The sequence below is a fragment of the Bifidobacterium castoris genome, assembly GCF_003952025.1.
GTDB classification, from domain to species: Bacteria; Actinomycetota; Actinomycetes; order Actinomycetales; family Bifidobacteriaceae; genus Bifidobacterium; species Bifidobacterium castoris.
Window position 1 is genome coordinate 291,442 of the sequence record NZ_QXGI01000003.1, and the last position, 24,005, is coordinate 315,446.

At 65.7% G+C, this 24,005-nt stretch carries 27 protein-coding genes and 1 pseudogene; 23 read left to right on the forward strand and 5 right to left on the reverse strand.

Features of this window, described 5'->3' with window-relative positions; all coding sequences use genetic code 11:
• Nucleotides 1-52 precede the first annotated feature (52 nt).
• The 21 genes from D2E22_RS05375 to D2E22_RS05465 all read left to right on the forward strand — a co-directional run bounded on the left by D2E22_RS05375 (nucleotide 53) and on the right by D2E22_RS05465 (nucleotide 18,184).
• Complete coding sequence (locus tag D2E22_RS05375) at nucleotides 53-592, forward strand: hypothetical protein (protein WP_126032072.1); 540 nt, start codon at nucleotides 53-55, stop codon at nucleotides 590-592.
• Nucleotides 593-603: 11 nt separating this feature from the next.
• Nucleotides 604-1,530 carry a phage major capsid protein gene (locus tag D2E22_RS05380; protein WP_126032073.1) on the forward strand — a complete coding sequence of 309 codons (927 nt, stop codon included), beginning with the start codon at nucleotides 604-606 and terminating at the stop codon, nucleotides 1,528-1,530.
• 8 nt (nucleotides 1,531-1,538) lie between these two features.
• Nucleotides 1,539-1,937, forward strand: a complete 399-nt coding sequence (locus tag D2E22_RS05385; RefSeq protein WP_126032074.1) for a Gp19/Gp15/Gp42 family protein — start codon at nucleotides 1,539-1,541, stop codon at nucleotides 1,935-1,937.
• Between the two features lie 5 nt (nucleotides 1,938-1,942).
• Entirely contained in the window at nucleotides 1,943-2,473 is a 531-nt protein-coding gene (locus D2E22_RS05390; RefSeq protein ID WP_126032075.1) for a DUF6093 family protein, read from the forward strand.
• Nucleotides 2,470-2,838, forward strand: coding sequence for a hypothetical protein (locus D2E22_RS05395; protein ID WP_126032076.1), 369 nt, complete (start codon nucleotides 2,470-2,472; stop codon nucleotides 2,836-2,838). Before D2E22_RS05390 ends, D2E22_RS05395 begins: the two co-directional genes overlap by 4 nt.
• Complete coding sequence (locus tag D2E22_RS05400) at nucleotides 2,835-3,236, forward strand: hypothetical protein (RefSeq protein ID WP_126032077.1); 402 nt, start codon at nucleotides 2,835-2,837, stop codon at nucleotides 3,234-3,236. Before D2E22_RS05395 ends, D2E22_RS05400 begins: the two co-directional genes overlap by 4 nt.
• Before the next feature lie 58 nt (nucleotides 3,237-3,294).
• Nucleotides 3,295-3,813: a phage tail tube protein gene (locus D2E22_RS05405; RefSeq protein ID WP_126032078.1), complete on the forward strand. Its 519-nt coding sequence runs from the start codon at nucleotides 3,295-3,297 to the stop codon at nucleotides 3,811-3,813.
• A 98-nt stretch (nucleotides 3,814-3,911) separates the two neighbouring features.
• Nucleotides 3,912-4,421: a hypothetical protein gene (locus tag D2E22_RS05410; protein ID WP_126032079.1), complete on the forward strand. Its 510-nt coding sequence runs from the start codon at nucleotides 3,912-3,914 to the stop codon at nucleotides 4,419-4,421.
• Between the two features lie 17 nt (nucleotides 4,422-4,438).
• On the forward strand, nucleotides 4,439-4,798 hold the full coding sequence (locus tag D2E22_RS10500) for a hypothetical protein (RefSeq protein WP_164518429.1): 360 nt from the start codon (nucleotides 4,439-4,441) through the stop codon (nucleotides 4,796-4,798).
• A 20-nt stretch (nucleotides 4,799-4,818) separates the two neighbouring features.
• Nucleotides 4,819-8,211 (forward strand): phage tail tape measure protein, encoded by a 3,393-nt coding sequence (locus D2E22_RS05415; protein ID WP_164518430.1) that lies wholly within the window; start codon nucleotides 4,819-4,821, stop codon nucleotides 8,209-8,211.
• 11 nt (nucleotides 8,212-8,222) lie between these two features.
• A complete protein-coding gene (locus D2E22_RS05420; protein WP_126032081.1) occupies nucleotides 8,223-9,194 on the forward strand; it encodes a hypothetical protein in 972 nt (323 codons plus the stop codon).
• Nucleotides 9,195-9,205: 11 nt separating this feature from the next.
• Nucleotides 9,206-10,120 carry a hypothetical protein gene (locus D2E22_RS05425; protein WP_126032082.1) on the forward strand — a complete coding sequence of 305 codons (915 nt, stop codon included), beginning with the start codon at nucleotides 9,206-9,208 and terminating at the stop codon, nucleotides 10,118-10,120.
• Nucleotides 10,121-10,138: 18 nt separating this feature from the next.
• A complete protein-coding gene (locus tag D2E22_RS05430; protein WP_126032083.1) occupies nucleotides 10,139-11,362 on the forward strand; it encodes a hypothetical protein in 1,224 nt (407 codons plus the stop codon).
• 13 nt (nucleotides 11,363-11,375) lie between these two features.
• Nucleotides 11,376-15,029, forward strand: a complete 3,654-nt coding sequence (locus D2E22_RS10860; protein ID WP_277600009.1) for a hypothetical protein — start codon at nucleotides 11,376-11,378, stop codon at nucleotides 15,027-15,029.
• Nucleotides 15,026-15,412 (forward strand): hypothetical protein, encoded by a 387-nt coding sequence (locus D2E22_RS05440; protein ID WP_126032084.1) that lies wholly within the window; start codon nucleotides 15,026-15,028, stop codon nucleotides 15,410-15,412. Before D2E22_RS10860 ends, D2E22_RS05440 begins: the two co-directional genes overlap by 4 nt.
• Nucleotides 15,393-15,536 carry a hypothetical protein gene (locus D2E22_RS10505; protein ID WP_164518431.1) on the forward strand — a complete coding sequence of 48 codons (144 nt, stop codon included), beginning with the start codon at nucleotides 15,393-15,395 and terminating at the stop codon, nucleotides 15,534-15,536. The genes D2E22_RS05440 and D2E22_RS10505 overlap by 20 nt, the downstream gene beginning before the upstream one ends.
• Complete coding sequence (locus D2E22_RS05445; RefSeq protein ID WP_126032085.1) at nucleotides 15,529-16,020, forward strand: hypothetical protein; 492 nt, start codon at nucleotides 15,529-15,531, stop codon at nucleotides 16,018-16,020. Before D2E22_RS10505 ends, D2E22_RS05445 begins: the two co-directional genes overlap by 8 nt.
• Before the next feature lie 188 nt (nucleotides 16,021-16,208).
• Nucleotides 16,209-16,586: a hypothetical protein gene (locus D2E22_RS05450; protein ID WP_126032086.1), complete on the forward strand. Its 378-nt coding sequence runs from the start codon at nucleotides 16,209-16,211 to the stop codon at nucleotides 16,584-16,586.
• 28 nt (nucleotides 16,587-16,614) lie between these two features.
• On the forward strand, nucleotides 16,615-17,076 hold the full coding sequence (locus tag D2E22_RS05455) for a hypothetical protein (protein ID WP_126032087.1): 462 nt from the start codon (nucleotides 16,615-16,617) through the stop codon (nucleotides 17,074-17,076).
• Between the two features lie 50 nt (nucleotides 17,077-17,126).
• Entirely contained in the window at nucleotides 17,127-17,885 is a 759-nt protein-coding gene (locus D2E22_RS05460; RefSeq protein WP_126032088.1) for a peptidoglycan recognition protein family protein, read from the forward strand.
• Nucleotides 17,882-18,184: a hypothetical protein gene (locus D2E22_RS05465; protein ID WP_126032089.1), complete on the forward strand. Its 303-nt coding sequence runs from the start codon at nucleotides 17,882-17,884 to the stop codon at nucleotides 18,182-18,184. The genes D2E22_RS05460 and D2E22_RS05465 overlap by 4 nt, the downstream gene beginning before the upstream one ends.
• 100 nt (nucleotides 18,185-18,284) lie before the next feature.
• On the opposite strand, the gene D2E22_RS05470 is transcribed toward D2E22_RS05465, so the two are convergent.
• The 4 genes from D2E22_RS05470 to D2E22_RS05485 are packed head-to-tail and all read right to left on the reverse strand — an operon-like array spanning nucleotide 18,285 to nucleotide 21,021.
• A complete protein-coding gene (locus D2E22_RS05470; protein WP_126032090.1) occupies nucleotides 18,285-19,139 on the reverse strand; it encodes a tyrosine-type recombinase/integrase in 855 nt (284 codons plus the stop codon).
• On the reverse strand, nucleotides 19,127-19,996 hold the full coding sequence (locus D2E22_RS05475) for a hypothetical protein (RefSeq protein WP_126032091.1): 870 nt from the start codon (nucleotides 19,994-19,996) through the stop codon (nucleotides 19,127-19,129). The genes D2E22_RS05470 and D2E22_RS05475 overlap by 13 nt, the downstream gene beginning before the upstream one ends.
• Nucleotides 19,989-20,666, reverse strand: coding sequence for a helix-turn-helix domain-containing protein (locus D2E22_RS05480; RefSeq protein WP_126032092.1), 678 nt, complete (start codon nucleotides 20,664-20,666; stop codon nucleotides 19,989-19,991). Before D2E22_RS05480 ends, D2E22_RS05475 begins: the two co-directional genes overlap by 8 nt.
• 58 nt (nucleotides 20,667-20,724) lie before the next feature.
• A complete protein-coding gene (locus D2E22_RS05485) occupies nucleotides 20,725-21,021 on the reverse strand; it encodes a hypothetical protein (protein WP_164518432.1) in 297 nt (98 codons plus the stop codon).
• A 424-nt stretch (nucleotides 21,022-21,445) separates the two neighbouring features.
• On the opposite strand from D2E22_RS05485, the gene D2E22_RS05490 reads away from it, so the two are divergent.
• The gene (locus D2E22_RS05490; protein WP_126032094.1) at nucleotides 21,446-22,210 is read left to right on the forward strand and encodes a ComEA family DNA-binding protein; all 765 of its coding nucleotides are present in this window, start codon (nucleotides 21,446-21,448) and stop codon (nucleotides 22,208-22,210) included.
• Between the two features lie 277 nt (nucleotides 22,211-22,487).
• On the opposite strand, the gene D2E22_RS10785 is transcribed toward D2E22_RS05490, so the two are convergent.
• Nucleotides 22,488-22,985 (reverse strand): hypothetical protein, encoded by a 498-nt coding sequence (locus D2E22_RS10785; protein WP_241218198.1) that lies wholly within the window; start codon nucleotides 22,983-22,985, stop codon nucleotides 22,488-22,490.
• A gap of 151 nt (nucleotides 22,986-23,136) precedes the next feature.
• On the opposite strand from D2E22_RS10785, the pseudogene D2E22_RS10990 reads away from it, so the two are divergent.
• Nucleotides 23,137-23,784: pseudogene (locus D2E22_RS10990) on the forward strand (ComEC/Rec2 family competence protein); the annotation flags it as partial.
• Between the last annotated feature and the right edge of the window lie 221 nt (nucleotides 23,785-24,005).

Genomic DNA, 24,005 nt, shown 5'->3' on the forward strand with positions numbered 1-24,005 from the left:
AACACAACCAACCGAGCCGCCCCGCGATGGGACGGAGAAGGAACACACGCACATGGACAACGAGACTCAGAACGACGACGTGCAGACGACGGCGACCGAGCCGGCCACGACGGAGGAGCCGCCGCAGAGCGAGGAGCGTCACGACGACGCTCAGCAGTCCGACGATCAGCTGGGCGAGGGCGGTCTCAAGGCGTTGCGCGCCGAACGCGCCGCCCGCAAGGCCGCCGAACAGGCTGCAAAGGCGGCGCAGCAGACGTTCGAGCAGCGATTGCAGGCGCTCGAGGCGGAGAACGCGAAGATGAAGGCCGCACAGTTCGACCGTCGCGTCACCGACGCCGCAAGCGGCAAACTCAAAACGCCGACACTCGCGCTCAAACTCGCCGATGTGAGCGAGGACATGACCGACGAGCAGCTCGTTGCAGCCATCGACAAGCTGCTCAAGGACTGCCCCGAACTCGCCGCAGAACCTGCCTCGCAGGGCGGTGAGGACCCGTTCAGGTTCTCGAACCATGTGAAATCAACCCCGCAGAACGCCCATGACATGAACGCGCTCGCGTTCGCGAACATGGTGAGTTCCGCAATCAATCGTTAAGGAGGGTCAATATGACCAGCACTGCACTCGACGTGAGCCGCCTCACTAATGGGCTGATGCTCACGCCGGAGATGTCCAGCGAGATCTGGACCGAATCCATCAAGCAGTCCGCGTTGACGCAGCTCGCGTCGCGCGTGAACCTGCCGGGCAAGGGCGTCAAGTGGCAGACGCTCAACGCGCCGACCGCCGCCGAATGGGTCGAGGAGACTGCCGAGAAACCGGTCGTCGACCCGACGTTCGGCTCGAAGACGATGATCCCGCACAAGCTCGCGCAGATTATCACCGTGTCCGAGGAGTTCGCGCGTGACGCGGCGAACCTGTGGACCGCGATTCAGGCGCAGGCGTCCGAGGCGATCGCGCAGGCGATCGACAAGACGTTCCTGGCGGGAACGATCGCGCTGCCGGGCACGGACGGCGTGGACACGCTCGCCGACGCGCAGGTCGTGAGCATCAAGGGCGGCACCTATAAGGATTTCATTAAGATCGCGACGACCGTCCTCGAGCATGACGGCGACCTCAACGGTGTCGCCATCACTAATCAGGGCCTGTCGAAGTTCCTCACGGCGACGGACACGAACGGCCGTCCGCTCATGACGCCGGGCGTCAACAGCACCGAGCTCGGCTCGATTTTCGGCGCCCGCATGATCAAGTCCCCGTGGGGCTACAAGGAGGCCGTCAAGGCCTCCGGCAGCGGCGACTCCGCCGTCAAGGCCGCTCCGGAGGTGCTCGGCATCGCCGGCGACTGGCGCAACGCGTTCTACGGAACGGTGCAGGGCATTCGTATCAAGATGTCCGATCAGGCGACCATTAAGAAGGGTTCGCAGACGATCAACCTGTGGCAGCGCAACATGCTCGCGTTCCTCGTTGAGACCGAGGTCGGTTTCATCGTGCGCGACAAGTCCAAGTTCTGCGTCATCACTGGCGCGGACGCGGCCTAGGAGGCATCATGACGGCCAGCGTTGCCCAGGTCGGCGAGCTGCTGCAGCGTGACGTCACCGACCCGCTCGAGGTGCGGCAGATGACGCGCTGGATCGAATACGCCGAAATGCTCATCCGCCGCCGCTATCCGAACCTCGATGCGCTCATCGCCGATGGGCGCATCAGCTCGGATGCGGTGGACATGGTCGAGGCGATGGCCGTCTCACGCTACGCGCTCAACCCCGAGGGCGTCACGTCGCGCAGCACGAGCATCGACGACTATCAGGAGACGCAGGGTCTACGCAATGCGCAGCCTGGCATCGTCATCCTCGACACCGAATGGGAACTGATCGCGCCGAACACCACGGCCACCGTCGCGACTGGCGCGTTCACGATCGTGCCGGCGGGGAGGCGTGACCAATGGTGAGCGCCGTGACATCAGTGCTCGACCGGGCGCGACGCCGGGCCGAGCAGCTCATGTGCGATACGGTGCGTATCGAGCGCATGACGGGCCGTGTCCTCGTGGATGCGGAGACCGGACTGTCCACGCCCGAATCCACAACGGTGTATGAGGGGCCGGCGAAACTGCAGACGTATGGCGGTGTGGCGCAGCAGTCGTCCGCGTCCGCGACGGGCGACACGTCGAATCTCGGCGGCGTCGTCCCCGTCTGGACGCTTAGGTTGGACCTACCTATCAGTGTGGCCGGGGCGCGGTCGGGTGATATCGCGGTGGTGACGGGTTCGCGCGACACGGCCCTCGCCGGCGCGCGCCTGCGCCTCATCAACCTGCAATCCGAGAAAACGTATGCGACCGCGCGCAGGTGGAATGTGCAGCAGATCCCCGACGACGACTCCAGTGAAGAGTCGCCGCCAGCCATGCCGGTGCTGCGCACACGATGGACCGACGAGCCCGACAATTCACCAAGCGTGCTCGATGTCACGCAGGGAGGAGTGCAACCGTGATAGTGGACACGAGCGAGGTCAAGGCGTTCGCGGCGAAACTCGCCGCCGCGCCCGAGAAAAAGCACCTCAAAATCGCGATGATCGTGAAGAAGGGCGCGCAGAACGTCAAGAACGAGACGCGCGCCGACCTCACGAGCTCGGGCAACGCGGCGTTCAGGCGCATCCCCATCAATTACGACATGCATGACCGCGGCGCCGTTATCGAGGCGGACATCGCGCCCGCGGACGGCGGTGCCGGAGATCTCGCGAACCTCGCGTTTTTCGGCACCGCCAAAGGCGGCGGCACCCACGATTTCTACCGGCATGCGCGCGCCGAGTTCCCGAACCTTGTGCGCGAGCTGCGGAAGGCGGCGATGGGCTTATGAGCGGTTTGACGCATATCGAGGCGCGGCGTCGCATCCTCGACATGGTGCCGGCCACACCCGGCTGGAAGCGGTTCGAGGATGTCGCGCAGTCGAGCGCGCATCCGCCGTGGATCATCATCAAATTCGTGCAGGACGGCCAACTCGACACCGAGGCGCTCGCGGTGACGACGCGGCTCGCCACGTTGGAGATCCGCGTCGTGGGCGACACGGCCGACGGCATCGGCGTCATCTGCGACAAACTGTGCCGCACGCTGCACGGCGCGTGGCCGGGCCGCCCGTTCGGCCGCATCGTATTGGATGTGGATTCCGGCGTCTACCCGTCCGAGCTCGTCTCGACGACCACCAACCTGCCGTACCTGATGCGTGTACTGAGGTTCCGCGTCAACTGGGCGGCCTAATCCAAGCATCATCGCCTCCCCGGTCGGGGAGGCTCAATTCAATTGAGGAGGAAAAATCATGCCTAACACAATCTCGACGAGTCTCGAGGACGGCATGCTCAAGACGGTGTTCGTACCGAACATCGCGGATATCAAGGCGCCGAAGGTCAGCGAGCTCAAGGGCGCTGGCGTCGTCGACCTGTCCTATTACCTGGCGGGCGACGGCTACCAGCTCAACCATACGCAGGAGATGATCGACGACGACCGCGAGGGGTCCGCGACCGTCGGCCAGATCCCAGGACAGGACAAGTTCGACGGCGGGACGATGCAGGTCATCGACAACACGAACGTCGAGGGCGCCGACAATGCGGCGGTCGAGATGCTCACGCGAGGCAAGACCGGGTACATCGTGCGTCGTCGTGGCCTGCCGACGGATGAGGATTTCGCGGCCGACCAGACCGTCGCCGTGCACAAGGTCACCATCGGCATCAAGACGCCGGTCGCGCACGCGCCTAACCAGCGTCAGATGTCGACGATCAGCTTCTCTGCGGACCCGGGCTCGCAGGACGAGGACGTGAAGATCGTCGCCGGCAGCTGAGCGGCCCCATGAATCTTCGTCCGGCGGGTAGGTCCCCGCCCGCCGGACGAACCCACATTTCGGGGACAACCAACCAACAAGACATTAGGGGACACATCATGTTTGATATCAAACGACCGACCGCGACGGTGGACATCGTCACCGACCTCGACACGCTCACGCAGGCGATCGGCCTCAAAAAAAGCATCGACGAGGCCACACCGGACACGGCCGGCATGACGGACGCGGAGATCTGCGCCGCCAAAAAGAGCGCCGACAGGCTACGCCGCGAATTGAAGACGCTGCTCAAGGCGGTCGACGCGTCGACGGTGACGTTCACGCTGCGAGGGCTCGGCTCGTCGCAGTGGAACCAGATCGTCGCCGCGAACGTGACCACGGACCCGAAGACGGGCCGTCAGTCGAGCGACGTGGCGGGCATGCTCACGGACGCGCTGCCCGACATGATCATCAAGGTCGAGCAGGCGGGCGAACCGGTCGAGTTCGACCCGCATGCGGATGTGCCGGCGCTGCTCGGCATGGTCGTGGACACGCAGACGGTCGAGCTCATCTCCACCGTGCAGCGGCTCAACACGCCTCAGGTCGCGGTCCCAAAAGCGCTGCGCGAGTAGACCGCCTCGCGCACGCGTTGGCGACGCGCCCCGACCTCGTCACGGACCTCACCTGCGCCCGCAGCCTCGGCATCAGCTACAAACGATTCACCGGCTGGACACCGTCCCCCGGTGATGAGGTCGAATGGGACGAGACCGAACAGGACTGGATGCGCGCACTGCACGCCTACGAGACGAATGTCACCTGTCCGTTGTGCGGCCTCGACATCCGTTTCTGCCACGACGAGGACGCGGTCCGCCGCACATTTGCGGGCGGCCAGGTGGAGATCTGTTTCGTCACCGAACTGCGCGAGAAGGCCATGCGCCGCTACACCGAAAGCGGTGTGGTGAAAAACCCGCACTCGCAGACAACGAAACTCATAACACGAGAACAGTAGACAAATCGGAGGTGCCCCGTATGGCGTTGAACGAAAACATCATGGTGCGCATCAGCGCCGACACCTCCAACTACACGGCGAAAATGAAGGCCGCCTCCCAGTCGGCGACCGAGTTCGGCACGGCGCTCGAACGGCCCATGACCAGCGGCGAGAAATTCGAAGCCGGATTCACGAAAGTCGGCACGGCTGTAGGTCTCGTTTCCGCCGCGATCGGCGTGGCCGCGGTGAAAAGCTTCGCGGATTTCGACGCCGCCATGAGCGAGGTCAACGCCAACGTGGACACGACCGGCGACCAGATGCAGCTGCTGCGTGACGCGGCGCTCGACGCCGGCAAAAGCACCGTGTATTCCGCGACCGAGTCCGCGCAGGCCATCAACGAACTCGGCAAAGCCGGCATGAGCGTGACGGACATCCTCGCCGGCGGCCTGACCGGCGCACTCGACCTCGCCGCCTCCGACGGCATGGAAGTCGCCCAGGCCGCAGAATACATGTCGTCCGCACTCTCCATGTTCCATCTCGAAGGCACCCGCGCGGTCGACGTGGCGGACGCGCTCGCGGCCGGTGCGGGCAAGGCGCTGGGCGAGGTGTCCGATTTTGGCGAGGCGCTCAACAACTGCGGCGCGCAGGCGTACGCGTTCGGCATGTCGATGGAGGAGACCGTCGGCACGCTCGCCCTGTTCGCTGAGAACGGTCTGGTCGGTGCGGAGGCCGGCACGCAGCTCAATTCGATGCTGATGAAGCTCGCGTCGCCGACGAAGGACGCTCAGGAGATGATGGATGAGCTCGGCATCGCAGCCTACGACGCCGGCGGTAATTTCGTCGGCATGGCGAATTTCGCCGGCCAGCTGCAGAAAGCCGAAGCTGATTTGACGCAGGAGCAGCGCAATCAGGCCAACGCGACCATGTTCGGCAGCTATGCGATCCGCGCCGCGAACTACCTGTATGCGGGCGGCGAGCAGGCCGTGCGCGACTGGACGGACGCCGTCTCCGAATCCGGCTACGCATCCGAACTCGCCGCGAAAAAGACCGACAATCTCAAAGGCGATCTCGAGCAGCTCGGCGGCGCGGTCGAGACGTCGCTCATCCGCATCGGCGAGGCCGGTGACGGTATCCTGCGCCCGATCGTGCAGACCATCACCGACATCATCGACGCGTTCGCCGACCTGCCGTCCGGCGTGCAGCAGGGCGTCGTCGCGTTCGGGCTGGTCGTCGGCGCCGCCGCCGGCCTACACAAGGTTTTCGGCCACCTATCTAGCAGCACGTCAACATTCGGCCGCACGATGGGTCTGGTCGTCGACCCGATCCAGCGCGTCAAGGCCGCGAGCGGTGATCTGCAGAGCGGATTGCAGATGATCCGCGGCGCGTTCATGGCGCCGGAGGAGCAGATCAACACGTTCGGCACCACGATGGGCCGCGCGCAGGGCGTCATGGGTGGCCTGAAATCCGCCGGCGGCGCGGTCATCGACATGCTCGGCGGCCCGTGGGGCATGGCAATCACCGCCGGCGCACTCGTCCTGGGCGACCTCATCCAGCAGCATCAGCGTGCCAAGGAACGCGTCGACGACCTCTCCGCGAGCCTGAAAAACGGCGCCTCGGCGGCCGAGTATTTCGAGGACGCATTGTCGAAGTCCGAAAGCTCGATGTACACTGAGGGATTTTTCAACAAGCTCAAAAACGGGTTTGATTCGGTGTGGGATGCGGTCGACAAGGTCGGCATCAAACACCAGCAGTTCATTGACGCGATCACGGGCGACCAGGCGGCCTATGATGAGATCGTCACCAAGGTCAACGACTGGTATTACTCGTTGAATCTGTGGGATCAGTGGTGGGACTCGTCAGGCAATGTCGTGCTCGAGGCGATGAGCGAGCAGCAGGGCAACTACCAGAGGGCGCTCGAGAATACGCAGGCTCAGGAGGAGGCCGCGCAGGAGGCCGCACGTCAGAAGACCGCCGCGCTGCTCGAAGGAGCCGATGCGACGGGCGAGTATGCTGCGGCGACCGGCAAAGCGGCTGACGCCGACCAGATCCTCGCCGACCAGTTCGGCGCCACCACCGACGGCGTCAACGAACTCGCCTCCGCCCTCTCCGAGGTCATCTCCGCACTCGACACCTACTATGGTTTCGCACGCTCGGAGACGGATGCGCTGCTCGACCTGCGCAGCGGCTACCTCGACGTGCAAAAAGCCGTCAAGGAAAACGGCGCCACGCTCGACACCTATACCGAAAAAGGCATCGCAAACCGCAAAGCGCTCAACGACCTCGCCAGTTCGGCGGTCAAGGCTGCCGAGGCGCAGGCCAAAAACGGTCGCAGTATTGAGGATATCAACGGCACGTTGAACGAGGCGCATGACCGTTTCGTCCAGTATGCGCAGCAGATGGGCGCATCCGCCGAGGAGGCGGAGAAGATGGCGGCGGCGTCTGGTTTGGGCAAGGACGCCGCCAAGCAGCTCACTGACGCCATCAAGGACCTCGACAACACGACCGCCGCGCCGACGATCGACATGAACGTCGAAGCGGCGCAGTCGAAATTGGGAGAGCTTGCGTCGAAGACCACGTCACTGCCGAACGGCAACGTGCTCATCTACGGTAATAATCAGCCGGCGATGAATCAGATCGCGGAGGTCGTCGGCGCGAAAATCGACCCGAAAACCGGCCAGATCACCGCGGACAAGAGCCAGTATGACGCTATACTGGCGCTCGCGAACGGCGCGACGCTCGATTCGAAGACCGGCGAACTCAAGGGCGACAACTCGAAGTATTGGGCGTCCGTGTGCAAGGCGAACGGGTGGAAAATCGACACGAAGACCGGCGTGATCAAGGGCGACAACGGGCATGCGCTCAAAGCCGTCAACGCGGTGAACAATAAGAAGGTTTTGGACAAGTATTTCACCGTGTCGGACAATGGCACGGCGCAGCTGAACATCGACCGCGTATCACGGCTCGATGCGATGCAGATCTCGAACAAGACCTATACGATCACCGAGATGCGGCAGACCATCGAGCAGGGCGTCAAATCCGGTAGCGGCACGCACCTGTTCGCGGCCCAGAAGGCCGGCGGCGGTCTGATTGTCGGTCCTGGCACGGGCACATCGGACAGTGTGCCGATCTGGGCGTCCGCTGGCGAGTTCATGATGACCGCAGCCGCGACGCGCAAGAACAGGCCGCTGTTGGAGGCGCTCAACCGCGGAGCCAGCGTGTATGCGCCGGTGGGTGCGTTCGCGAACGGCGGCGCGATTACGGCGACGCCGGCGGCCCCGTATGTGCAGGCGCAGCAGTTCGAACGGTCGAAGTTGCTGTTCAACCAGTCGATTACGAATAATTTCGCGTCGAGTGGTTCGCCGTATGTGCAGGCCGAGCTGACGGCTGCGCGGCTTCGGATGGATACGCGCAGCCTGATGGCCGGACGAATCTAGGAGGTGACACGGTGAGTGTGGTCACGTTGAGCGCGCCCGGAATCCCGGATGCCGTGCTGGATGGTTCGGCGGCCGCGCGGGGCATGGTCCTGCGTGGCCTGTCGGGCTGGCTCGGCACACCGACCGCCAAGGTCGACCTGACCGAGCGGTTGGCGGGGGATGGGGCGCATGATGTGCAGGACGCGCAGATCCTCTACTCGGCGAGGACGGTGACAATCGAGTATCGTCTGCTCGCCGACACGGCGCATGATCGCGAGCAGGTCCTCGACCTGCAGGCGCGGCTGCGCATGTTCGTGCATCGCATGGTCACGGTGCGCGTGCAGGACGGTGAGCATGACCTGTCCTGCACTGGCTACGTCGATAGCATCGACACCGAGCAGACCGCGCAGAATATCAACTGGCAGTACCTGACGGGACAGGTGGTCATCGTCTGTCCCCGTCCCGAGCTGCTGTCGAGCGTCGTGCATGGATGCCAGGTGCAATGCGCCAATATGGAGTATGGGTCGGGTGGCCTGTCCTACTATCCGCAGCCGGATTTTCTCGCGACGCGATGGACGGGCGACCCCAACAACAGCCCGAGCGTGCTGTTCGAGACGCTCGAGGGTGACGAGGGGTTGCATTATCCGCTCGCCTACATGCTCGACGACACCGATGCGGCGCCGTCGAATACGGGTGTGCTGACCAACGACGGCTCGTCGAGAGCATATCCGGTGTTCCGCGTGTACGGGCCGATGCCCGACGGCGTCGACCTCGAATTCCCCGGCACCGGCCTGCGATTGCGGTGCGCGTTGCCGGTGTACGCGGGCAGTCCGCTCATCCTCGACTCGCGCACCCGCACCGCGAGCGTCAACGGCGTCGACGTGTCCGAGACGCTCACCGCGCGCGGTTTCCCCACGGTGCCCCCGCAGGGCAGCGTAGGCGTGCTGCTGCGCACAATCGGCGACGGATGGGTCGACTGCGAAGTGTGTGACACCTATATTTAAGGAGAATTCTCATGGTAGACACTACTGCACTCGGCGTGAGCGCAGTCCGCACGCCTGACGGCGGATGGCAGGGCTGCTCCGCGCATGCGCATCGCAAACTGCTGCAGGCCCGATGGGCGTCGACGGGCATCGTGCGCGGACTGGGCGTGGCCGGGTCGGATACGCTCATGTATCAGGTCGCCGAGGGAGTCGCCATCACCTCGCGTACGGACGCGGACGGCGTGATGGAGGCGTACTGGGCGGGCGGCGTGACGCCCGAGGTCGAGGCGAACCAGTCATCGAATCCACGCATCGACTGCATCTGGCTGCAGGCCCACAACGAAAAGGAGCTCAAGGACGGCGATAATCTCGTCATAATCGGGGTGACGTCGGGTACGCCGGCCGCGTCGCCGGTCAAGCCCGAGCCGCCGGCGGGCGTGACCGTCCTCTCCTACATGCAGGTGCCCGCAAACTCCACAAGCCTCGCGTCAGCGAGGCGTGTCGACGAGATCGACTACGCGACGCCGTACGGTGTCGCGATGGGCTACGTCGCCGGTTCGCAGCTCAAACAGGATATGACGCTCGGCACGAAGACGACCGAGTTCTGCCGCACCCAGATCAACCTGCCGACCGACCGCAACCTCGAATGCGTGGTCACGATCTGCGCGTCCGCCGCGGGAGCGGGGGGCGCCGGCGACCTGAGCAAGGCCTCCGAGGTACGCGGCCAGCTCTACATCGACGGCGCCGCGGTGGGTGATTATTTCAATTACTGTTTCCGCGGCGCGTGGGAGACGTTCCAGTACCGTGTCAACGTTTTCTGCGGCCGCGGCGTGCACACGGTGAGCCTCAAACTCTATGTGGGTTACGGCGTCAACGCGAGCATCCATTACAACGGAGCATGGCCCGGCGTCAAACTGGGCATCAAGGACGAGGGCGTAGCCAAATAACAATGAAGGAGATCGTGCATGGTGTGGCGCAGCTGGATATTCGAAACCATGACGGGCGTCATCCATGCACCGATCGACTTGCCGAAATTCGCGTGGAGCGTGGACGTGTCGGATTCGTCGCTCGCCACGCTCAAGGACAAAGGCGTCGGCGACCTCGACATGAACGGCGTGACGGTGCCCTGGAGCGCGGTGCCGGGCGAGACGATGCAGGCCAAACGCCGCATCCTGACACCCGACCGGTACGGGCTGCTGCTCGCATGGGCGAGCCAGCACGACGTCGACATGGGGCTGCTTGGCAAACCGGTCGTCGCCGCCGCTATCGGCATGCGCACCGACACCGCATATGATACAAGTTTCAGTCTCACGTCACCGATGGGCATGCTCGAACGCCGCTACCTCGTGCGTGAGGGCGCGTACGGGACGGGTAAAAACGGCACAAGCCCCGACACGATACGGTTGACCAACCTCTCGTATCGTGGCATCGCCTCCGAAATCGGCTACCTGTGCACGGATGCGAAACCGTCCGGCGCATTGCCCATCGACTGGACCTACCGCGGCGAAAAAGGGTCGCGCACACGCGAATACTCCGCGTGGGACATCCAAAACAATTCCGGCCAGAAACTGCTCACCAACCTGTCGAACATCCTCAATGGCCCCGACATGCAGTTCCGCCCGTACCTGCCGGACCAGGGGCATGTGCGGTTCGCGTTTCTGGCCGGGTCGGACAGCGAAATCTACCTCGGTCAGCGCGAACTGCACTCACTCACGTATGATCCGCCCGCCGGCAGTCTGGACGACCTTACCGTCGACCATCTGGGCGCGGTGCACCGCGTCTACGCGTCCGGCGCGGGCACGGACGCCGCGCAGATCACCGCACTCGCCGAGGACCTGACACTTCTGAGCAGGGCGGGCGTGAACTGGCCATTGAGCGAGACGACCTATTCCGACAGCGACACGGATAACCTGTCGGTGCTCAAACAGCATGCGCAGGGCGTGCTCGCGGCGAACGGTACGCCGTTGATGCAGATCACGGCATCCGTGTATGCGGCCGATACCGACATGGCCGGCTCGCAGATATTCCCGCTCGGCGACATCTGGCCGGGAGAACGCGTCGACCTCAACATCCGAAATTATGCGCCGTTGCCGGACGGCACGTATCATACGCGGCTGATGCGCATGAGCGGCGACGACACCAACGAAATCTCATTGACGTTCGACGTGATGGAGGACGTCAGCATCTAGATGAGGAGCACGCATGGCGCAGCATTTGCAGATCAATCTCGACCCGGACACGCTCGCCATGCGCGTAGCCCAGACCGCGCTGCGTACCGCACAATCCGCGCAGACCCGCAAGGCCGCCAACATCTACATCCCCGACGGCGCGGGCACCGGCGTGCTCATCGGCGACACCGCCGACGCGGGCATCAGCCGCTACGACCCGGCCACCGAGACCCAGTCGCCGCTATGGGAGGGGATAAGCCAGGAGGAGCTCGACGCCAAAGCCAATGAGATTCTCGGCGCGGCGTCGGCGGACACGGCCGCGCAGATCACAATCGTCAATCAGACGATCAATGAGGCGCAGCAGCAGATTGAGTCGAACCGTGAGAGCCTCGAGCAGGAGGCGTATCTGCGCGCCGAGGGCGACAAGGCCGCCCAGGAGGCTGCAGCCGCGATCAAGGCCGACACGGAGCAGCTCAAGGGCGACTACGCGGATATGAGCACGGATGTGGCGTCGGTCAAATCGGATCTCGTCGCGGCCGCGTCGCGCATCGACAGTGTCGAGTCGTCGCAGGAGCAGACGGCGAAGGACGTCGAAAAAGTCAAGACGGACGCGGCCAACGCGTCATCGGCGGCGTCGCGTGCGGAGTCCACGGCTCAGGCGGCCAAGGATCTCGCCGGCGATACCGCGGCCAAAACAATCGTCGGCAGCGTCATCGAGTACGCGATTGGCAGCGCTACGAGCGCGCCGACGAGCGGGTGGACGACGGCGAACGTGACGAGGCCGGCCGGCGCGACCGTGTGGATGCGCACCAAGATCACGTACGGGGACAATCGCGTTGAGTATTCGGCGGCCGCTCCCGTCACAGGCGATCAGGGCGTGCCGGGAGCTGTCGGCGCGCAGGGCCCTCAGGGGCCGCAGGGCGAGACCGGTGCGACCGGCGCCACGGGTGCGACCGGCCCGCAGGGCCCTCAGGGCGAAGCGGGCGCGAAGGGCGACAAGGGCGATACGGGTGCGCAAGGCCCGGAAGGCCCGGCAGGCCCGGCAGGCGCCCCGGGAGCGGACGGCGCGAATGGTGCGGACGGTGTGAGCATCACTGCCGTCACCACGTACTACCGGCTCGCCGCCGCCATGCCGTCGCAGCCGACCGCGCAGAACCCCGGCGCCGGCTGGACGACGAGCGAGCCGGCCCTCGACCGGGCCAGCAACCTCTATGTGTGCACGCGCGTCGACTACTCGAATAACACGTGGTCGTGGACGCCGGTGTCGAAATCCGGCGCCTACGAGATGTCGCAGGCCGCGCAGAACGCCGCTGACGACGCGAAGGAGGTCGCGCAGAAAGCGGACACGCTCAGCACGACGACCGCGAACAAGCAGGAAGCGCTCGGCGAGCAGTTCGCGCTGACGAAGGCCACGGCTGACGAGGCGGCCGAGGCCGCGGCTTCGGCGCAGCGTCTCGCCAACGTGCTCGCCTCGCAGACCGCCGAACTGCTCTACAATGGCGGTTTCGAGGCAGGCGAGGACGGGTGGGCGAGCCTCCCCGACGGCAAGAGTTTTATCCAGCAGTCCGTGTGGTCGCATAGCGGCTCACATCGAGCCGCTCTCAACGGGTCGCTCGGCTCGCGGGGTATCGTGAGCACGCGGCCAATCGCGGCCACAGTCGGCCAGACGTATCGTTTCGGATGCTGGTACAAGCTGCTCACCGCACTCGCTGGCGGCGATGAGGGCGGCCTGCGCCTGCAGTACACCGTCGATGATGTGGTGTCGGACGCCACGACGTGGGCTGATTTCACCGACCCGGCGAATTTCGTGTACACCGGTGACACGTGGACGCATGCGGAGCAGACCGTCACCGTCACGGACGGCGTTAAATGGATCCGTGCCACGGTCGTGTTCCCGACGCCGGTCGACGCCTACATCGACGACTGCTCGGTGCAGGACGTGACGCTGCTGCTGGACGCGGAGCGTCAGGCGCAGGAGGCGACCGCCCTCGCCCGCAAACTCGAAATCGACCTCGCCAATTCCGATGCCAGGCTAACCAAGGCCGAGGCTGCGGCGGTCGGCGCGCAGACCACGGCGGACAGCAAAAACAAACGCTTCGTGCAGGCTGAACGGCCGACGGATGATCTGCTCAAACCGGCCGACGAGTGGTGGCAGACGTCGCCGCCGAATCTCGAGACGCGCTGGCTCGGAGAACCCAACAATTCCGTGTCGGCGCTCATCGACTATTCGAACGAGGTCGAGCACATCTGGACGTGGAACGGTACTCAGTGGGTGCCGCTGCTGCTCGCGGCGGAGGATCTGCTCGTGTCGGGCACGGTCGCCGCCTCCCTCGTCACGGCCGACTTCTTCGACGGCGCAATCGTCAAGGGCGGCGCGTTTCTCACGAGCAATGAGCGCATCCAGCTCAACAATTCCGGGTTTTTCGTCGAGGACTCGCAGGGCCTGCCGGTCGTCACGATCGACGCTGCCACCGGCCAGGCGGTTTTCAACTCGGTCATCATCAACGGTGCGGGAATGTCCACGCCGGCGATCAGCGGCGGCAACATCGAGGGGGCCGAATATGCCCTCTATCGTGGCACGGGCGACTCGAAACAGATCATTGCCCTCATCAACGAGGACGGCATCGTTTTCGGCGATCATCTGTCCTACGCGAAAAACGAGGCCGGACAGTGGGTGCTCTCGCTCGCTGGTGCGATCCAGTCGGGCGGCGACATCTCGGGCGCGACCATCACTGCACCCGTATTGCAGACGGCGCGTGAGGAGAACACCGGACTGAAATTCACGTCGGGCGGTCTCGTCGCCTATGACACGAGCCGGAATGTGACGTTTACGCTCGACAACACGGGACGCATCATGATGGCGGGCGCGTTCCTGTCCAATGGCGAGATCACCGGCGCCACTCTGCAAACCTACCCGGACGCCGACAAGGGTGTGAAGATTCGGGGCAGCGAACTCGTCGCCTACGATGACACCGGAAGGGAGATGATTAACCTTGACGGCAGTTCGGGCCGCGCCATCCTGACGGGCGGTTTGCGCACCGCCCGAGCGGGCAGTCGTATCGTCATCGGCGCCATGAACGCCGGCGATGACGTGGGATTGGCCGACATCATATTCCAAACGGATTACGGTCAGGCGTGGGATATGAGCGGAGCGTTTGTCAGGCTTCCCGACCAGGTCGTGCCCGGCGCCGGCACCCGCCACGAGAACACGCAAAGCTGGACGCTGACCGTCGGCGACAACACAGCGCTTAACGTGTTCCGCCGCAAGATCGGGCTCGGCGACAACACTGGCACGAGCGGAAGCGCCGTCTACTACACCAAGACGAGTGTGAACGCGACACGGTTCGAGATTTCGATGGCCGGCAACCCCAGCAGCGGCGACGACCCGGCTGGCGTCTACGTCAACAACCGGCGTATCGACGACCTGCCGCGTGTCGTGCACTGCCGCGTCGACTACGGCAACGTCGAAAAACAGACGCAGAAGAATTTCACGTACGTGTGGCCGACGCCGTTCCCCGAAGGCACCGTCCGCGTCGTGGTCGGCTGCGAATCCAATCTGGCGGCCGCGTGCGCGCACTCGACGGCCACGAGCACGCAGATCGATCTGCACTGGTGGAATCCCAACTCGCAGGCCGCGCGCTGCGTCGTCGGCATGCTCATCGCGACAGGAGGCAACGCGAACCTATGACCACGATCACATGCGACGACGCGCAGCGGATCTGTTTCGTCACGACCGACGACGCACGCGAGCTCGCCATCCCGTACCAGGCGGTGGCGAGCTGGAAGGCGTTGCTCGGCCTCGGCTCCTATGATGCGGCGCTCGACGCGATCATCGACAACACCAAACCGGGCGCCGACCCCATCGACTGGTCGAGCCGATACGAAGCGCTTGCAGACCATCCTGACACGGTGCCGGAGCCGGTGGCGCAGCCGCGCATGGCGCGCATGCGCAGCGCCGCCATACCGGAGGAGAGCGTGCTGGCCGGCCGGCACGACCTGCTCGTCGAACTGGAAACAACATTTGTAGCTCAAGTGAGAGAGGAGTATTCCCATGGGCAATCTCGAGATTGATGTCAACCAGGTCATCGACGCGCTGTGTCAGCAGATCGCCGACCTGAGCAAGCGCAACGCGATCCTGCAGGCGCAGGTCCAGGTATTGCAGCGCCAACAGTCGGAGGGTGATGGTGATGACTGAGCTACATAATCTGTGGCCGAATCCGAAACCGACGAGCACGGCGGCGTGGAGGGTCGGCTCCGGTAAGGATATCAGCGTCGGCATGAGTGATGACGGCTGGATGCGGTTGGTGAATAACACGACCGGTAATGATTGTTACGTGTACGCGCAGATCCAGTTGGCGGCGGGTGCTTGGCGGTTCGGTGCGGAGCTCGACGAGCCGGTCGGCGCCTATGCGGTCAATGAGCTGCGGTTCATTCGGCTCAGTCCGACGCAGGAGATGCAGCGCGCCGAATGGGACGGCACGCCCGGCCGGCTTGTCACGCCGGCGAATGTGCTGTCTGATGCGGCGACGGTCCAGTTGCGTTTGATGGTCGGGCCGAAAGCGGGTGACGCGGTGCGTGTGCGCCGCCTGTTCGTCATGAGCGACGAGGATTACCAGCACATGGTCGACAACAACATCGAATGGTTCGACGGTGACGGCATCGTTCCCGGGGCTTCCTAAGGGCCTGAGCCGTAGAGAGGTGATAGTGAGTAATGGTTGAACGACGGAATCTGATATTGAATCCGCTCCCGCACTCGTCGGGGCCCATGGTGTGGCATGCGAACGGGCTTGCGTCCGCGCAGATACAAACCGATTCGATACGTCTTGAGTCGGACGGCAGCGAGTCCAACGCGTTCGCGTGGACGCAGATGACAGTGCCTGCCGGCGATTGGGTGTTTTCTGCGTATCTGGAGGGCAGTAGCACGGGCGGGCTCATCTCGTATGACCAGCGTGTGTTGTGCGTGACCACGGCGGAAACGGCTTGGAGATTGAACGGGTCGATCGCCTACAAGCAGTTGGGGGCCCGGTACGCGTGCGCGTTCCATCTGGACGCGGACGGTGACATCAACCTGCGCCTGTATTCGCATTCGGCCGCGGGCTGCGCGGTGCGCTACCGTGACCTGCTGCTGTGCTCGCTCGACGACTGGCACGCCCTGCGCGCCATGACCCCTCCCGTGGACTATTTCGACGGCGACCGGGTCACGAACCGTGACACGGTGTTTGAACAGCTCACTCCGATCAGCTGATTGTCATTCCCGAAACAGTAGAGGGGAGGTGAACATCACGAATTTGTTGAGTGTGGAGGTGCTGACCGCGTTGGCGGGTCTGGCGACCGGCATCGGCGCGTCCGGTGTCGTCAGCTGGATGCTCAACCGCTACGACCGGCGCCACCCGGTCGTGGACGTGGACAAGCTCGTCGAGCGTATCGAGGAGCTGAACGCGCAGGTCGACCTATCCACGTTGGCGGGCAAGTTGGAAGGGTTGAACACGGCCGTCAAGGAGCTCGCCTACCTGCGTATCCGCGAACGGCACGAGAACGCCATGCGGCACGGGTGGCTGCATCCCAATGAGAAGCACGTCCTCGAACGCTTGTATGCCGCGTATCACTCGATTGGCGGCAACGGGACCGGTACGCAGATGATCGAGGACATCCGCCGTCTGCCGTCGATCCCGCCCGGGGGCGACACCACGTCGCGCATGAGCGACGACACGGTCGAACCCCCGGAAAACTACTGAAGGCCACGGCAATCCCGCCGAGGCCTTTTCTCATATCACAAGAAAGGAGCATGATGGTCACGATCAAACAGGACATCGTCAATCAGGGACATGGCGCGTTGGCCCCCACGATGCTCGCCGTCCACAGCACGGCGAACCCGGGGGCGACCGCCAAGAACCACCGCGACCTGTGGAGTCGCGGCTATGATTACGCGGTCCACTACGTGTCCGACTGGAATGAGGCGTACCACACCGTGCCGGACAACCGCCTGTGCTGGCAGGTAGGCAACGGCAATTCGACATGCGTCGGATTGGAAATCTGCGAGGCGACCAACAAGACGGATTTCGATAAGGGTATCCAGATCGCCGCCGACGTGTGCGCGCAGATACTCAAGGCCCACGGGTGGGGCGTCGACAAGATGCACCCCCACCAGTGGTACAGCCAGACGTACGGGGGCAGCGACCACACCGACCCGTACCCGTACTTCGCCCAATGGGGCTACAGCTGGGACAAGTTCAAGCAGCTCGTCCAATCCAAAATGACCACCAACACCGCCGCAACCGTGGCAAACATCAAAAAGGAGCACAACAACATGCATGTCATCTTCCGCAAGAAGGGCACCCAGGAACTGTACGTCGCCGACATGGCCGCAGGCCAGTACAGGCACATCCCGACCATGGACGTGCTCAAGACCATGAAGTACGTCTACGAGAAGACCGGCGAGCAGTGCAAGACGTGGGCGCAGTGCGTCGGCGCCAAGGACGAATACGGCGACGTCAACCCGGCCGACATGGCCGCGTTCGGCGTGCTCGTCAAGGACACGAAATGAGCGAAACCATGACCGACACCTTCGACGACACCCGCATTTACGACGACGCGGACCAGCCGCTGCCCGGCAACCTGCCCGGCGCGGAACCCTACACGCCCGTGTTCGACCCATCGGTGCGTACCGCGATCTACGTCGCCTGCACCATTTTGGGTGTGCTCCTCGCGGTCGCCGCCCCCGTGGCGATCGCGGCGCACGCGCCCGAATGGGCCACGATCCTGCTGTCCGCGATGGCCGGCGCGATCCCCACCGTTGCGGCCGCGTTCGGCGTCGCCTACAACCCCAACCGCACCGTCAACTAGGAATGCTCGGGAACGCTAGGGGATAATCCCCCGGAATCCTGAGAAACCACAGCCCCGCCTCCCACCAACACGGTGGGGGAGCGGGGCGGTTTTTTGTGTTTTATAGGTCGAGCAGTCCGGCGACCGCGTCGCCCGCCTGTTGTGTGATGCTGCGGGATTGCATGTCGTAGTAGATGAGCATGTTTTGGGATGTCCAGCCTGCGGCGGCCATGATGTCTCGTTCGGGTACGCCGGCGTCGACCGCGAGCGTGCAGAACGTTCGTCGCAGCGAATGCGGCGTGATGTCGAGCACGCCGATCCGCGCTCCGCAGGTTCGTACGATGTTGCGCGCCCTGTTCTGCGACATGCGTCGGTTTTTCGCGCCGCGGAACATCGGTCCGTGGCGGCGGCGTCCGAGATGGGCGGTCAGGGCGTCGCGGACGGCGGCCGCGACGTGCACTTCCTGCATGTAGTGGCCTTTGCGCGCGTAGCGCACGGTCCCCGTCTGCGGGTTCCAGTCCTCGACGTCGAGGCCGAGCGCCTCGCCGATGCGCGGGCCGGCGAGCAGCAGCAGCGCGCACAGCGCGTACTCCTGGCGTCCCATGTCGCGTGCGGCGTCCAAAAACCGTGCCGCCTGCTGCGCGGTCAGGTAGGTGCCGGTCGAATGCCGGTACTGTCGCGGCAGGCGCAGATGCTCGGACGGGTCCTGGGCGACAATCCGCTCGCCGGCCAGATAGTGGTAGAAGGACCGCACGCAGCTTAAAGTGTTGCGCGCGTTCGTCTCGGATCTCGTGCGGGCGAGGTATGCGCACCATGTCTCGAGGTGGCTGCGCCGCGCCGTCATGGGGTCGACGCCGTTGAGGTCGCACCAGCGCAGCCATGCGCGCACCGCGGTGCGGTAGCGCGCCAGGGTCGGGCCGCGGTAGGCGACCAGCCATCCGGCGATCGCCTCGTCCATGCTCATCATCGTCGCCATATGCGCACCGTCTCCTTCGCGATCAGCGGCTTGTCGGCCGGCCCCTTGACGTACGGCGGTATCCACTGGCGGCGCCGCAGTTCACGGTTTTTGCCGTAGGGCTGGTTGCGCCAGCAGCCGCGCACGATGAACCGGTGCGAGTATTCGCGCCGGGGCCGCGCGTCGTCCTTGTCACCGGTTCGGGGCGAGTGGAGGTTCTCGCGCAGGATGACCATGCGCACGTGGGCCACGGCGTCGTCGACCATGCGCGGCGGCAGCGGCTCGAGCGACGACGGCCTGCATGGTGCGCTCGTTTCGCATACGGTCGGTTCGGCGCTGAGCGCCCACATGGCCTGCAGGATGCGGCCGAACACGTCGGCGGCGGTGTCGTCGCTGATCGTGCCCATCGACGTCCTGGGCATCGGCGCGAGCGGCAGGTCGCAGCCCAGCAGCGTGCGCACACCCGGGTCGTCGGTGAACATGGCGCAGCCCACATGCTGCTCGTGGCGCTCGTCGTATTGGATGACCCATCGGATGGCGCAGATGTGCGCGAGCGGCGCGTCGGGCGCCTGCTCGAGGTCGAGGCCGCCGTCGAAGACCACGAACCCGGTGCTGCTGGGCGGTGTCACGGTCGGCGGCTCCTCATGCAGGGCGGTGTGCACGGCGAGCGTCGTCATGTCGCGGCTGATCCACCACATGGGGCTGGTGCGCAGCGAGTCCCCGCGGCTCCATGCCTTCTGCAGCATGTCGGTGTAGTCCGAGCGTGGCCGGCCGTATTCCATGTCGTGCCGCGCGTCGAGCCAGTCGGCGAGCTTGCCGCGCAGATACGGCATCCACACCGGCGTCAGCTTCGGCTTCGCCTGACGTCGCCTACTCATCGTCGCCGTCCGCCTCGTCGGGTCCGGCGTCGAGGCCCTCGTCCGTGTCGTCGTCGTAGAGGATGGTCGCGCCGGTGCGCTCGTGCACGTGCCAGGCGATGGTCTGCCACCATTCGGCCGGGTATTCGGCCGGCAGCGTGTGCTTGCGCGGCACCATGACGCCGCCCATCGTGCGCATTACCTCTTCCGACTCGTGTTCGATCTCGCGCAGCTGCCGCTCGCGCAGCGACAGCAGGTCCTCGGTGAGGTCGGCCGGTAGGCGCCGGCTGGTCTCCCAGCGTTGCACGCTGCGCTCGGTCACGTCCCAGCGTTCGGCGAGCCATCTGGCGGTCAGGCCCAGCTGCTGGCGCAGGCAGTGGAACTCGGCGGCGGTCAGGCATGCCTCGTCGTCGCGGACCCATTCGAACACGTCGAGGCGCTCGTCGTGCAGGTCCTCGTCGATGAAGAGCGTGAGCTCCTCGACGCCGTGCTCGTCGCGGCCGGTGTGGCCGGCGGCCTCCTTGAGTAGGTCCGCCCGGTCGTCGCGGTTCAAGGTCGTCTGGATGAGCATGGCGTCCTCGCGGCCGAAACAGTTGTCGCCCGTGCCGTACATCGCCCCGTAGAGGTGGGTGAGCGCCCGGCCGAGGCGGATGAGCGCCTGCTGGCGCAGGCTCTGGTGTTGTGTTGACATGATGTCCTCCTAAAAGCGGGGGGCGGGGCCGGAGCCCCGCCCGGTTGATGGTCGGCCGTCAGGCGGCGGTGTCGTCGTGGGCGGCCATGATGGCGCCGAGGTCGATGCCGTCGCGGATCGCGTCGAGGTCGGCGTCGTCGGGGATGTGGCGCTCCGCCCAGCCCGGCTCGTCGGCCCAGTCCCAGTCGGTGATGGAGCCGTCGGCGTGCAGGCTGCACATGCAGCCGAGCTCCTCGAGCTTGGCGTCGAACGCGGCGATGTACTCGTCGACGATCGCGTCGGTGTCGAAGTCCTGCGCGTAGTCGCCGGCGACCGTGTTGACCATGTCCTCGATGCTGGTGTTGAAGTACTGCATGTTGATCACTTGCCCTTTCGTGGCCTTGGAACCTTGCCTTGTGCTTCGTTCCTTGTGATTACCACTATAACACATGCTGTCGTAAATTACGACATCGGCGTGTCGTGAGTGTTTGCGCGGGTTCAGCCGGCGTCGCGTATGCCGGCGTTTCGGCGGCGTCGGGATAGGACGCCGGATAGGGCGCCATTGCTAATTGCGGTCCGCTCGGCCACTGTCATATCGGAGCGCGAGGACTGGTCCGGTGGCATCCGGGGGTCGCGTCCCGGCGTGGACATGTGGACATGGTTTGGACACGAAACCGGTGCAACCGCGTCAAAAACAATCAATCAGCGTCAACCACCGTCAAACATGCGAACCGGCACCTACTCCTACTGCCGCAACGCAAACGCCCCGCCTCAAGCCAATCTCGAGACAGGGCGTTGAAGTGGGCGATGAGGTCCCGCCGGCCGCACCGGCATCGGGGTCCGGCGTGCACCGTCCGCGCCTGCCCGACGTGCCGCTGCCGCCACGTCCCGCCACTCCGCGGCGCGGCGCGCATGGCGGGTGCGCCGACGACGGCGCCGCGAAGGACGGTTGCGCCGGAAACGGCCGCATGGGGGACGACGACTCCGGGGACGGCGGCGCGCGTGCGCTGCTGGAGGGGCTCGCCGGCGTGCGCGCGGGCGAGGAGACGGGGCAAGCCGCCCCTCGTACGCGCCCCCGGCTAAGCGTCGAACCGGTGCACGCGCTCATCGTCATGGCGATCCTCGTCGTCATGCTCGCGGCGAGCCTCACGCTGCTCGTGCAGCAATCGGTCAATCTGGCAGACGCCTCGCCCGAACCGACGCCCGTCACGGCGTCGTCGCGCGCCGCCGCGGACGATGACGCCCCCTCATGCGCGTCGAGCGCCCCCGCCTCGTCGGCGCAGGCGTCGACGGCCGGCGCGGCGCAGGGACAGCCGGACGCGACGCCGCAGTCACAACCGACGCAACAGGCCGCACCGCAGGCGACGCCGCAGCTCATCGACCTCAACACGGCGACGCAGGAGCAGCTCGAGACGGTCAAGGGGGTCGGCCCGGTGACGGCCGCGAACATCATCGCCTACCGTACGAGCGTGGGACGGTTCGGCGCCGTCGACGATCTGCTCAACATCGACGGCATCGGCCCCAAGACGCTCGAGAAGATCCGCGGGCAGGTGACGGTGCGATGACGGATGGCGGCGTGACGGCAGGTAGGGCGCGACGGAATTTCGGGACCGTTCGCCGCGGTCTGCGCGGCCTCACGCCACGTTGGGAGGACGGCGAATCGGGACGCCGCGACCTGCGGATGCTCCCGGCCGCGCTGTGCCTGTGGGCCGCGGCGCTCGCGATGCGCGCCGTGCTGCCCGAGGAGGGCGCCGCCGGCATGCGCGGCCTCGTCGTCACGATCGGCATGGGCGCGTGCGTTGTCATGTTCGCGACGCTGCACGGCGTGCATCTGTGGCTGCGTCATGTCCGCGCAGGGCATGCGCACCCCGCGCTGCGTTGCGCTTCGTGTCTGCTCGTGTGCGTGTCGGCGGCGCTGACGGGCGCGTTCTCGACGGCCGTCGCATCGACGCACGAGACGGCCGATCCGGCGATGCGCATGTCCCGCGACGGTGCGTCGCGGGCGACCGTCGACGTGCACACGCGCGCGCCGGCGATGCGTTCGGCTTCGCGTTCGGCCGCCTGCACGGTGCGGGTCTCCACACGCGCCGTGCAGGCGGGAGGCGTGCGTATGCCGTCGGACGTCGACGTGCAGGTGCTGCTGCCCGCCGCGCTCTGCCCGAACGTCGTGCAGGGCGGCGAATACCGCCTGTCCGGCACGCTCGCGCGCGCGTCATGGAACCCACGCGCGTTGCTGCTGACGGTGGCGTCCGAGGACGCCGCCGGCGCCGTGCGCCTGAGCGATCCGCCGGCGTGGCGCCGGGCCGTGCACGCGATGCAGCGCAGGTTCTTCGCCGTCACCGACCGGCTTTCGGATCAGGGGCGCGTCCTTGTGCCGGGGCTGACGCTCGGCGTGCTCGGCCAGGACGCGCTGACCGACGGCGAACCCGTCGACGAGGTCTACGCGCGCCGGCTCGAGGAAGGATGCCGCCGTGCGGGCATCATCCATCTCATGGCCGTCTCCGGAGGCCACTACGCGCTGCTCGTCTCCGCGGCGACGGCGCTGTGCTCATGGGCGCTCGCGCCGCGCTGGGCCGTCGCCGCGGCCCGCGCCGTCGCGGTCGGGGCGCTCACGGCCGTCCTCGTGCCGAGCGAATCGATCACGAGGGCGGTCGTCATGCATCTGCTCGCCCTCGGATACGTGCTGCTCGGACGGCGCGAACAGACGACGCCGCTGCTGCTGTGGACGGCGATCGCCGCGATCGTCGTCCGGCCCGCTCGCGCCGCCGATTTCGGCTTCGCGCTGTCGTGTGCGGCGGTCCTCGGCATCGCGCTCGTCTCCGGCCCGCTCGCGGCCGCGCTGCGCCGCTGGCTGCCGCACAGAATGGCCGACGCGCTCGCGACGACGATCGGGGCCCAGCTGCTCACGGCGCCGCTGCAGCTGCTCATGCAGCCGCGGATCGCGCTGTGGGCGGTGCCGGCGAACCTGCTCGTCGCGCCGTGGATGGATATGGCCACCGTGTGCGGGCTCGGCGCGTACGCGGTCGGCTGGTGCATGCCCCGGATCGGCTTCGCGCTCGCATGGTGCGCATCGCTCGGTACGAAGAGCGTCGAAGTCGCCGCCGACGTCTTCGGCGCGGACGACGCCACATCGACGCTCGCGTGGCCGCAGGACGCGGACGGTGCGCTGCGGCTTGCCGGCGCCGAGGCCCTCGTGCTGCTCATCGTCGTCCTGATGCGTGCGATGGCGCATGTGCGCGCCGGCCGTCCGCGGCGGCGCGGATTCGCCGCGGCGCCGTCGCCGGCCGTCCGGCTGCGCCAGTGGCATGAGCGCACGTTCGCGATGATCGTGCGGCTGCGCTGGCGGCGTACGGCCGAGGC

Coding starts and splice junctions, on each gene's coding strand:
- D2E22_RS05405 (WP_126032078.1), top strand. CDS start 3,295: ATGCCTAACACAATCTCGACGAGTCTCGAGGACGGCATGCTCAAGACG.
- D2E22_RS05430 (WP_126032083.1), top strand. CDS start 10,139: ATGGTGTGGCGCAGCTGGATATTCGAAACCATGACGGGCGTCATCCAT.
- D2E22_RS10860 (WP_277600009.1), top strand. CDS start 11,376: ATGGCGCAGCATTTGCAGATCAATCTCGACCCGGACACGCTCGCCATG.
- D2E22_RS05460 (WP_126032088.1), top strand. CDS start 17,127: ATGATGGTCACGATCAAACAGGACATCGTCAATCAGGGACATGGCGCG.
- D2E22_RS05485 (WP_164518432.1), bottom strand. CDS start 21,021: ATGCAGTACTTCAACACCAGCATCGAGGACATGGTCAACACGGTCGCC.
- D2E22_RS05410 (WP_126032079.1), top strand. CDS start 3,912: ATGTTTGATATCAAACGACCGACCGCGACGGTGGACATCGTCACCGAC.
- D2E22_RS05450 (WP_126032086.1), top strand. CDS start 16,209: ATGACAGTGCCTGCCGGCGATTGGGTGTTTTCTGCGTATCTGGAGGGC.
- D2E22_RS05480 (WP_126032092.1), bottom strand. CDS start 20,666: ATGTCAACACAACACCAGAGCCTGCGCCAGCAGGCGCTCATCCGCCTC.
- D2E22_RS05440 (WP_126032084.1), top strand. CDS start 15,026: ATGACCACGATCACATGCGACGACGCGCAGCGGATCTGTTTCGTCACG.
- D2E22_RS05380 (WP_126032073.1), top strand. CDS start 604: ATGACCAGCACTGCACTCGACGTGAGCCGCCTCACTAATGGGCTGATG.
- D2E22_RS05385 (WP_126032074.1), top strand. CDS start 1,539: ATGACGGCCAGCGTTGCCCAGGTCGGCGAGCTGCTGCAGCGTGACGTC.
- D2E22_RS05375 (WP_126032072.1), top strand. CDS start 53: ATGGACAACGAGACTCAGAACGACGACGTGCAGACGACGGCGACCGAG.
- D2E22_RS05415 (WP_164518430.1), top strand. CDS start 4,819: ATGGCGTTGAACGAAAACATCATGGTGCGCATCAGCGCCGACACCTCC.
- D2E22_RS05470 (WP_126032090.1), bottom strand. CDS start 19,139: ATGGCGACGATGATGAGCATGGACGAGGCGATCGCCGGATGGCTGGTC.
- D2E22_RS05445 (WP_126032085.1), top strand. CDS start 15,529: ATGACTGAGCTACATAATCTGTGGCCGAATCCGAAACCGACGAGCACG.
- D2E22_RS05465 (WP_126032089.1), top strand. CDS start 17,882: ATGAGCGAAACCATGACCGACACCTTCGACGACACCCGCATTTACGAC.
- D2E22_RS05400 (WP_126032077.1), top strand. CDS start 2,835: ATGAGCGGTTTGACGCATATCGAGGCGCGGCGTCGCATCCTCGACATG.
- D2E22_RS10505 (WP_164518431.1), top strand. CDS start 15,393: ATGGGCAATCTCGAGATTGATGTCAACCAGGTCATCGACGCGCTGTGT.
- D2E22_RS05475 (WP_126032091.1), bottom strand. CDS start 19,996: ATGAGTAGGCGACGTCAGGCGAAGCCGAAGCTGACGCCGGTGTGGATG.
- D2E22_RS05425 (WP_126032082.1), top strand. CDS start 9,206: ATGGTAGACACTACTGCACTCGGCGTGAGCGCAGTCCGCACGCCTGAC.